4 protein-coding genes are annotated in these 6511 nt (G+C 67.1%); 1 reads left to right on the top strand and 3 read right to left on the bottom strand.

Translation table 11 applies throughout. The features are described 5' to 3' along the window. Nucleotides 1-61: 61 nt before the first annotated feature. The gene (gene galA, locus AC1DYX_RS25950) at nt 62-2914 is read right to left on the bottom strand and encodes a beta-galactosidase GalA (RefSeq protein WP_477264244.1); all 2853 of its coding nucleotides are present in this window, start codon (nt 2912-2914) and stop codon (nt 62-64) included. Nucleotides 2915-3254: 340 nt separating this feature from the next. Between galA and AC1DYX_RS25945 the strand changes: the two genes are divergently transcribed. Beyond that, the gene (locus tag AC1DYX_RS25945) at nt 3255-5276 is read left to right on the top strand and encodes a tetratricopeptide repeat-containing diguanylate cyclase (RefSeq protein WP_477264242.1); all 2022 of its coding nucleotides are present in this window, start codon (nt 3255-3257) and stop codon (nt 5274-5276) included. A gap of 34 nt (nt 5277-5310) precedes the next feature. On the opposite strand, the gene AC1DYX_RS25940 is transcribed toward AC1DYX_RS25945, so the two are convergent. Both AC1DYX_RS25940 and AC1DYX_RS25935 read right to left on the bottom strand, forming a co-directional pair. Next, nucleotides 5311-5664 carry a hypothetical protein gene (locus AC1DYX_RS25940; RefSeq protein ID WP_477264240.1) on the bottom strand — a complete coding sequence of 118 codons (354 nt, stop codon included), beginning with the start codon at nt 5662-5664 and terminating at the stop codon, nt 5311-5313. A 67-nt stretch (nt 5665-5731) separates the two neighbouring features. Next, on the bottom strand, nt 5732-6511 hold a 780-nt coding region (locus AC1DYX_RS25935; RefSeq protein ID WP_477264238.1), incomplete at its 5' end, for a LysR family transcriptional regulator.

The raw sequence follows: 6511 nt of genomic DNA, 5'->3' as shown, positions 1-6511 counted from the left end.
CGCGTGGGCACAGTGCGTGATTGATGCCCCCGGCATMAATCACCCCACCCTACGCGTCTGATCAGGCCGACAGCACCCGCACGACGCCGCTCAGGCCGTGCGGCTGCCCGGCTTTCAACGGGCACAGCACGCTGAGGTGGAGCTGGTCCTTGACGGCCGGGACGGCGACCCGCAACGGCCCCGGGGCCTCCGAGGTCTTCTCTCCGACTTTCTTGCCGTCGACGAAGACCTGGCACGGGCCCGTCACCTCGCGGAACTCCAGGGTACCGCCGTGCTTGCGCACGCGCGCAAAGGCCCAGATGTCGGCGACGTACAGCATGTAGCCGGTCTGCTCGGCCGGTTTGGCCTTGCTGCCGGGCGTGACCCAGCCCCACGAATTCATGTCGGTGCCGGCGGGACGCAGGTTGGGATCGACCGGGGTCGGGCTCAGCGGGGACGAGCGCCAGCCGTCGAGGATCTGCACCGGCTCCGCGGTGGCTTGATAGGCCCACGGCTGGGCCTTGCGCACCTCGACGTCGAGCACGGTGCTCTTCAGGCCCGGCGCGCTGGCGCTCAACCTGAGACGGCCCGCCGTGCCTTCGCGGGTCTGCACGATCACCTGGGCCAGTCCATTGAACAGCGCGCGCGTATTGCCCTTCTCGCTGCTGATGTCGTTCGGATCGCCGTTGCCCAGGCCGATGATGTCGCCGCCCTCGGCCTTGAACACGATCTGGTGCTGCGCCAGCGGCACATGACGGCCCTTCGCATCGAGCGCTTCGACCTGGATGGGCTGGGCGTCGAGACCGTCGCCGAGCATGAATGCGCGGTCCGGGGTGAGCCTGAGCGCGACCGGCGCGCCGGTGGTCTCGACCTCGAACCGTTTGGCCACCTTGCCGCCGCGGTAGCCCACGGCCGACAGCCTGCCGGGCGCATACGGCACCTGCCAGCGGTTCATCTCGTAGATGTCACCCTTCTGGCGCCCGTGCGAGCGGCCGTTCAGGAACACTTCGRCTTCATCCATGTTGTGCAGCGCCATCACGGTGATAGGCTGGCCTTCCCTGCCGGCCCAGTTCCAGTGCGGCGCCAGCTGCAGCACCGGTTCCTTGCGCCACTGGGCCTGGTGCAGCCAGAAGGCGTCCTTGGCGAAGCCGCACAGGTCCATGATGCCGAAGAACGAGGAATTCGACGGCCATTCGTGCGGCGTGGGCTCGCCGTGGTAGTCGAAGCCGGTCCACACGAACGCGCCGGCCACGAACGGCCGCTCGGCGATGGCTTTCCAGCCGACCCGGTGGGTCGAGCCCCACTCGGAGGCATCGTCGTCGTAGCTGGCCATGATGTGCTTCCCGGGCACGGTCAGGTAGGCGCCGCGCGTCTGGTAGGCCGAGGTGTCTTCGGACGACGTGATCGGCACGGTCGGGAAGGCCTGGTGGAACCCGTCATAGGCCTGGTACTGGTAGTTGAAGCCGACCACGTCGACCGCCTGGCCGGCATTGGCGGGCTCGAACTGGCCGGTGTTCATGGCAGCGGTGGTGGGTCGCGACGTATCGAGCGCGTGCACGGCCGCGACCATGCGGCGCACCATCTCGTAGCCCTGCTCGGTGCCCTGGATCGGTTCTTCGTTGAACACCGACCACAGGATGATGGACGGGTGGTTGCGGTGGCAACGCACCAGCCAGTTCAACTCGTCGACGTGTTCCGGCGAGGGATTGAACACGCGGTTCTCGTCCATCACCAGGAAGCCCATCTCGTCGCACAGTTCGTAGAAGCGCTTGTCCTGGGCATTGTGCGAGCAGCGGATGGCGTTGACCCCGAGTTCCTTGAGGCGGCGCATGCGGTAATCGAGCACGCCGTATGGCACGGCCACGCCGACCCCGGCATGATCCTGGTGGATGCACACGCCCTGCAGCTTGACGTGTTTGTCGTTGAGGAAAAAGCCCTGCTCGGGATCGAAGCGCTGGGTGCGGAAACCGCAGCGGGTGGTGACTTCGTCGAGCAGCCTGCCGTCCTGCAGCACGCGGGTGCGCACGCTGTACAGGTTGCGTTCTTCCAGGCTCCACAGTTTGGGCGCGGCCACGCGCATGCTGCCGGTGACGACCTGGTGCGCCAGCACGCCGACGTCCGCCGGGGCGCTGAAGCTGGCCACGGTCTTGCCGTCCGGGTCGATGAGGACGCTCTCGACCTGCACCCGCTGCGCGCCCTTGCGGATGTTATACAGCGTCACCTCGAGCGGAATGCTCCACTGGCCGTCGGCGAACACCGGGTGGGCGAACACGCCGTCGGTGACGATGTGCACCTGCTCGCGCTTAACCAGCCACGTATTGCGGTACATGCCGGCCCCCTCGTACCACCAGCCCTGCATGGTATTGGCATCGGCGCGGATCACCAGCGAGTTCAGGGCTTCGCCATAGGTGGCGAACGGGGTCAGGTCGATGTAGACCGAGTTGTAGCCGCTCCAGACGTGCGCCACCTGCGTGCCGTTGAACCATACGGTGGCGAGGGTGGAGATGCCGTCGAGCTGCAGTTCGATGTGCTTGCCGTGGTCGGATTCGTCGAGCCGGATCAGCGTGCGGTACCAGCCGATGCCGCGCTTGCGGTAGCCCTGCGACACGTTGGCACTCTCTTCGGGCACCTGCGCGCTGGCGAAGTCGTGCGGCAGCGTGACATTGTCCCATTCGGAATCGTCGAAGCCGGGCGCGGCCGCGCCGCTGGCGCTGCCGGCCTTGGCATTGGCATAGGTCCAGCCATGCCCCCGGATGACCGGGAACGCGATATCGCCCTCATGGAAGCGCCAACCCTTGTTGAGAGATACCACCGTGCGCCCGGATGCGGATGCGGGTCGGGCCTGGCTGGCCTGCGCGTATGCGGCGGATTGGCCGAAGATCGAGGTGGCGGCGAGCGCGCCGGCGCTTTTGAGGAAGTCGCGTCTGTTGAGCATGGTTTGTTCCGGGAAAGTCAGTGCGGCGACACACTAACAAGGCTGCCAACGTCTGTCGACTATAAAAGCCGCGATGCCGGTTACGTTTTTCTTCAGAACATTGTGCCACGGACAGGAGTAAATACAGCAAACACTTCGAATCGGCACGGCCCGGCTTTTTTGACACGAAACTGTGTCTTTTACGCATAATCGTTCTAGAAACTGATCTTTCTCATTTGCAAGAGTCTATAATCGTATGAAAATGTCCTAATTTGAGGACTCCCTTCCTTGAGGAACTATGTTGGCAGGCCTACACCGTGCATCGCAGCACCGACGCAGCCGCGCGGTGCTGGCTCTGCTTTTGCTGGCTTTCGRCGCCGCGCGAGCCGCCGACGATGCCGCGCCCGTGCGCGCCCGTTACGCCGAAATCGGAGAAGTCATCCGCGTCACGCCGCAGAACGCCGTGCCGCTGCTGGCCGGCCTCGAAGCCGAAGCACGCCGCACACCCGCCGAACATGGCCGCTTCCTCACGCTGTCCTGTGACCTGAGCCATCGCCTCGGCAAGCACGAGGAAGCCGTCCAGCTGTGCGAGCAGGCCCTCCAGCTGGGCCGTCAGGTGCACGACGACAGCCTCGTCGCGCGCGCCCTGCTGTCCAAGGCCTATGCCGTGTTCGGCCTGAACGAGATGGGACAGGCGCACCAGCTCGTGTGGGAAGCGGAGCGCCTCGCCGCCGCCAGTCCAGACGCCGATCTGCGCATCCTCGTCCTGATCTCGTCGGGCGAATCGTTCGCGGAAGAAGGCAACTTCCCCGTCGCGTTGTCCAGGATGCAGGGTGCCGTGACGCTGGCACGCCAGAGCGGCGACCCGTTGCAGCTGGCGATCGCGCTCAAGTCGCTGGCTTACCTGTACGGCCAGATGCGCGAATTCGACAAGGGCTTCGCCGCGATCGCCGAAGCGGAACGGCTGGCCGGGAAGGTCGATTCGCCGGGCCGCCTGGCGATCTTCAAGACCACCGAATACATCCTCGCCGTCAACGCCGGCGACGTGCGGCGCGGCACGAAGGCCCTGCTGTCGGCGCTCGCGCTGGAACGCCGCATCGGCGCCGACGCGATGATCTCGAACACGCTCGTCAACCTCGCCGACTCGTACCTGAAGCAGCACGACTGGCGCAGCGCCCTCGCGTATGCCCAGCAGGCGCTGGACCATGCGCAGAAGCTCAACGACGACGCCCTCGCCGCCACGGCCCGCGTCAACGTGGGCCAGGCCTACCTGGGCATGGGCCGCCTGGCCGAGGGCAAGCGGCATATCGAACAGGGCATGGACTGGTACCAGCGCTCCGGGAACAAGCCCGACCAGCAGGGCGTGCTCGTGGAATACGGCGACGCGCTCGAACGCGCCGGCGACCTGGCCGGCGCGCTGGCCGCGTATCACCGCGAACGCGCGCTGTCGAACGAATTGTTCGAGACGCGCCGCCAGAAGGCGATGATGGAGCTGCAGGAAAAATACGAGGCCGACAAGCGCCAGCGCCAGATCGAGACGCTGCGCCAGGAAAACCAGGTCAAGTCGACGGAAATCGACAACCGCCGCCTGCAGCAGCGCATCTGGTGGCTGCTGGCCCTCGTGTTCGCGCTCGCCTCCGTCATCGTCGGCATCCTGTACCGCAAGGTGAGGCACGCCAACGCCCAGCTCGAGGAAAAGAACCTGGAGCTCAAGCAGCAGAGCGCGCGCGACCCGCTGACGGCGCTGTACAACCGCCGCCACTTCCAGGAATTCATGCGCGGGCACCAGGCGATCGAACGGCGCAGCGCAAATAACGCGGACATGGTCAGCGCCATGTTCCTGCTCGACGTCGACCACTTCAAGAACATCAACGACACCTACGGCCACGGCGCGGGCGACGCCGTACTGCGCGAGATCGCGGATGCACTGCGCGAGATCCTGCGCGAGACCGACATGATCGTGCGCTGGGGCGGCGAGGAATTCCTCGCCTTCCTGCCCGCCGTTCCGTGCACCGGCCTGGACGACGTGGCACGCCGCCTGCTGGCCGGCATCCCGGCGCGCACCATCGACTACCAGGGTGCGCAGCTGTCGGTCAACGTATCGATCGGCTTCGCCCCGTTCCCGCTGGTGCCGGGGGGCGCCGCCGTCTCGTGGGAGAGCGCGATCAACATCGTCGACATGGCGCTGTACCTGGCCAAGGGTCATGGCCGCAACCGTGCCTACGGCGTGCGCGGTCTGGCCGGGCTCGACGCGGGGCGCGATGGACGAGATCGAGCAGGACATCGAGAAGGCGTGGCGGGCGGGGCTCGTCGATTTGTCCATCGTGACGCCGCAGGCGCAGGCGACCGAATTACGTATGGCATCGTAACGCAACACACATGATGCGTTGGGTGGGCACGGGGTGCCCACCCAACGTTTATTTGGCGGCCTGCTGCATCTTTTCTCCCGCCTCTTCCACCTTCCGGCCGACCTTTTCGCTCGCTTCCTTCGCGCCCGCGCGCGCCTCGCGCACGGCCGCGTCGGCCTTCTCGACCTCGGCCTGTACCTTGTCCRTCACCTTGTCGTTGATCTGCTCGATCTTCTCGTTGGCCCGGTCGATCTTGCCCTGCACCTTGGCGCCGGCCTCCTCGACCTTTGCCTGGGCGCGGGCGCCCGCGTCGTCGATGGCCTTGCCGGCCTGCTGGGCCGGGCCAACGCCGTCGCCGCCGCGGTTGCAGCCGGCCAGGAGCACGGTTACCAGCAGCGCGGCGGAGATGAATGTGCGATCCATACCAAACTCCTTACCTTTGATTTTGCTGCGGAATATACACCGGTGATGCCGGCGGCGGCGCGCGCCGTCAATCCGCAGGGGCCTGCCACGCCGAGCGCATCAGGTCGACGTAGCGGCGCGCGCCGACGCCCAGCGGCCGTTCGCGCGACCACACGACGTCGACCCACAGCCGCATCTGGTTGCTGATATTGTCGAACGCGATCTCGACGAGGCTGCCCGCCGCCGCCAGCGGCTGCACGAGCGCGCGCGGCAGGAAGGCCCAGCCGAGTCCGGCCTGCACGAGGTTCAAGGTGGCCAGGTAGCTGTCCACGCGCCACACGTCGCGCGCGTGCACGAAGCGCGGGTCGCGCTCGGCGTTGTTCCGGTCCGGATCATCCCGGCCCGCCACGACGATCTGGCGCGCGTCGATCAGGTCTTCCAGCCGCAGCGCGCCGTCCGCCAGCAGCGGATGACCCGGTGCGACCACGGCGACCAGCAGCTCGCTGCCCACTTCCTGGAACGCCTCGCGTTCGTCCAGCCGCTCGCGTTCGAACACGAGGGCGAGCTGCACGCCGCCGTCGTGCAGCAGGCGCAGCGCGTCGCCCTGCGGCGCCGACATCACCTCGACTTCGAGCGACGGGAATTCGCGCGCCAGCACCGCCAGCGGTTCGCTCCAGCGGCCCGCGATCAGTTCCGGCACGACGGCCAGCGTCAGCCGGCGTTCCAGGCCGCCGTGCAGCGCGAGCGCGTCCGCCTGCAGCCGGCGCAGCTGGCTGGCCACGTGGCGGGCGCGCGGCTCCAGCGCCCGCGCGGCGTCGGTCGGCCGCGGGTCGCGGCCGGACCGGTCGAACAGGACCAGGTCCAGCTC

It is taken from the genome of Massilia sp. P2_C2 (assembly GCF_056404615.1).
The sequence above is the reverse complement of the archived record's forward strand: the minus strand, read 5'-3'. Positions and strand labels throughout refer to the sequence as shown.